Raw genomic sequence first — 1834 nt, 5'->3', positions numbered from 1 at the left:
CGGGCCGCCTCCCGTCCGGCGCCGGGGACGGGACGGCCGTGATACGCCCGCGGCATCCGGGGCGGGGCCGGCTCTGGCTCTCGTGGATCAGCGCGTGCTACGAAGGACCATGTCCGCGAACGAGCCGACCCGCGCGTACGACGCCGTGATCGTCGGCGGTGGCCACAACGGTCTGGTCGCCGCCGCCTACCTGGCCCGGGCCGGCCGCTCCGTGCTGGTGCTGGAGCGGCTGGACCACACCGGCGGCGCCGCCGTCTCCACCCGCCCGTTCGCCGGCGTCGACGCCCGGCTGTCCCGGTACTCCTACCTGGTCAGCCTGCTGCCGCGGAAGATCGTGCGCGATCTCGGCCTGGACTTCCGGGTCCGCCCGCGCACCATCTCCTCGTACACCCCCGCGGAGCGGGCGGGCCGGCCCATGGGACTGCTGGTCGGCGGGGGCGAGCAGCGCACCCGGGAGGCGTTCGCCCGGCTGACCGGCGGCGACCGCGAGTACACCGCCTGGCGGCGCTTCTACGGCATGACGGGCCGTGTCGCCCGGCGCGTCTTCCCCACGCTCACCGAACCACTGCCCGGCCGGGAGGAGTTGCGCCGCCGCATCGACGACGAGGCCGCCTGGCGGGCCCTGTTCGAGCAGCCGGTCGGCGTCGTCATCGAGGAGACGTTCGTCGACGACCTGGTGCGCGGCATCGTCCTCACCGACGCGCTCATCGGCACCTTCGCCGACGCCCACGAACCCACCCTGGTCCAGAACCGCTGCTTCCTCTACCACGTCATCGGCGGCGGCACCGGGGCCTGGGACGTGCCCGTCGGCGGCATGGGCGCGCTGACGGACGCGCTGGCCGCGGCGGCCCGCTCGGCGGGGGCCCGCATCGCCACCGGACACGAGGCGGTCCGGATCGACACCGACGGGCACACCGCCGAGATCACCTACCGCACGGCCGACGGCGAGGGCACCGCCGCCGCCCGGTACGTCCTGGTGGGCGCCTCCCCGGACCAACTGGCCGCGCTCACCGGCGACCCGGCGCCCGAGCCCGCCGAGGGCGCCCAGCTCAAGGTGAACATGCTGCTCACCCGGCTGCCCCGGCTGCGCGACCCCGGCACCGACCCCCGCGAGGCGTTCGCCGGCACCTTCCACATCGCCGAGGGCTACCGGCAACTGGCCACCGCCCACGCCGAGGCCGCCGCCGGCCGGCTCCCGGCCGCCCCGCCGTCGGAGATCTACTGCCACTCCCTGACCGACCCCACCATCCTCGGCCCCCGCCTCGCCGGGCGCGGCTGCCACACGCTCACCCTGTTCGGTCTGCACACCCCGGCCCGGCTCTTCGACCGGGACAACGACGCCGCACGCGAGGAACTGCTCGCGGCCACCCTCGCCCAGCTCGACGCCCATCTCGCCGAGCCGATCGCCGACTGCCTGGCCACCGACGCCGACGGCCGCCCCTGCGTCGAGGCGAAGACCCCGCTGGACCTGGAACGGGACCTCCGGCTGCCCGGCGGCCACATCTTCCACCGAGCCCTGTCCTGGCCCTACGCCGAGGAAGGGACGGGCCGTTGGGGTGTGGAGACCCGGCACGCCAACGTCCTGCTGTGCGGGGCGGGCGCGGTGCGCGGCGGCGGGGTGAGCGGGGTGCCGGGCCACAACGCGGCGATGGCGGTACTGGAACGGGACCGCCCCGCCCCGTTCAGTCGGCCGAACGCTCCCAGCCCAGCGCGGTGATCCGCGCCGCGTCCGCAGGGCGTGCCCCGTCGAACAGCACCGCCCCGCCCGCCTCGACGCGCAGCGCGTCCACGTACGCGCCCCGGCCGACGTAGCGCGCGTCGGTGCCGTACCGCC

1 protein-coding gene is annotated in these 1834 nt (G+C 76.1%); it reads left to right on the top strand.

Annotated elements, in window-relative coordinates; translation table 11 throughout:
- Positions 1-109: 109 nt before the first annotated feature.
- Positions 110-1717, top strand: coding sequence for an NAD(P)/FAD-dependent oxidoreductase (locus H5J33_RS33750; RefSeq protein WP_181798485.1), 1608 nt, complete (start codon positions 110-112; stop codon positions 1715-1717).
- The last annotated feature ends 117 nt before the right edge of the window (positions 1718-1834 follow it).

This window comes from Streptomyces sp. WELS2 (assembly GCF_013870595.1).
In the GTDB taxonomy this organism is placed as follows: Bacteria; Actinomycetota; Actinomycetes; order Streptomycetales; family Streptomycetaceae; genus Streptomyces.
Note: the sequence above shows the minus strand (reverse complement) of the source record. Positions and strands in the feature narration are given on the sequence as shown.